Source organism: Paenibacillus liaoningensis, assembly GCF_059609455.1.
In genome coordinates this window covers 1-1,219 of sequence record NZ_JCAALU010000052.1, presented here as the reverse complement: position 1 = coordinate 1,219, position 1,219 = coordinate 1, and the positions used below count along the sequence as shown (strand labels likewise).

The window sequence follows — 1,219 nt, the reverse complement described above, 5'->3', positions numbered from 1 at the left end:
TGGATTGTCAACAGTAAATCAGACAACTTTTTTAAGGGCTTCTTGGCGATACTGAACAGGCGTCATATAGTCTAAGGTTCCATGGATGCGATGCTTGTTGAACCAGTTGACGTAATCGTATAGTTCGAGTTCCAAGTGACGAAGGCTCTGGAAGTTCATCTGGTTCACAAACTCTGTTTTCATGATCTTGTAGGTGGCTTCAGCCACAGCGTTGTCGTACGGACAGCCTTTCATACTTAACGATCGACCGATTTCAAACGTCTCCAGAAGCTCGTCCATCTTTTGATTTTTGAACTCACCGCCACGGTCGGTATGAAACCATTGAATCTGATGTAGATCACCCTTAACGGTCGCGAAGGCACGAGTAATCAGAGCAGTGTCCTTGTTCGGGCCTGCACTATGACCAATGATTTCTCGATTAAACAGATCCACCAGCACACAAATGTAATGCCATCGGTCCTGGACTTTCACATACGTCAAATCACTGACGACGAAGCGTTTAGCTTCCGTTTGCTCAAACTCCCGCTTTAAAACATTCGCCGTCGTTGCTTCGTTACATGCCGTTTTATGGGGCTTATATTGTGCCACCGTGTAGGTGGAAACGAGCCCTTGCTCTTTCATGATGCGGCCAATGCGACGTCTGGAGACGATCACCCCACGCTCATGAAGCTTCACTTTGATCTTGCGTGTGCCGTAGGCTTTTCGATTCTTGTGAAAGATATCCACAATAGCTTCGGTGACATCGTCTTTAGTGGCTCGTTCTTGGGCGTCATAATAAAATGTACTTCTTGCGATTTGTAGGACGTCACACATTGCTGATACCGAGTATTTATCCCGATTATTCTGGATGATAGCTACTTTCGTCCCATGATCAGCGCGGCTTGCTTTAAAATATCCACTTCCATTTTCAGACGCTGGTTCTCTTTTTGCAAAGCGATCAGCTCATTTTCTTCAGATGAGCGATTGTCCTTCTCTTTGAAGGAACCCGTCGCCTGAGCTTGTTTGATCCAGCGGTCTAAAGCTGAGGCTGTGAGGCCATATTCCTCCACAAGGGCTGCTCTGGATTTCCCATTTTCATAGAGTCCCACCATTTGTTTTTTGAATTCTGTTGTAAAGGTACGTCGTTGTTGTTTTGGCATTGTAGAGATTTGCTCCTTAACATGATAGGTTTATTCTACAAGCCCTTATTTTTTCTGTCCAACTTAGTGTAGTCGATCCA

General features: G+C 45.2%; 1 protein-coding gene. It reads right to left on the bottom strand.

What is annotated here, in order from left to right:
- Positions 1–18: 18 nt before the first annotated feature.
- Positions 19–1,139, bottom strand: a protein-coding gene (locus AC6B99_RS33290) for an IS3 family transposase (protein WP_494862974.1) whose coding sequence is annotated in 2 segments (ribosomal slippage) — positions 19–890 and positions 890–1,139 — 1,122 coding nt in all. Because the reading frame shifts where the segments join, the coding sequence is not laid out codon by codon here.
- Positions 1,140–1,219 lie beyond the last annotated feature (80 nt).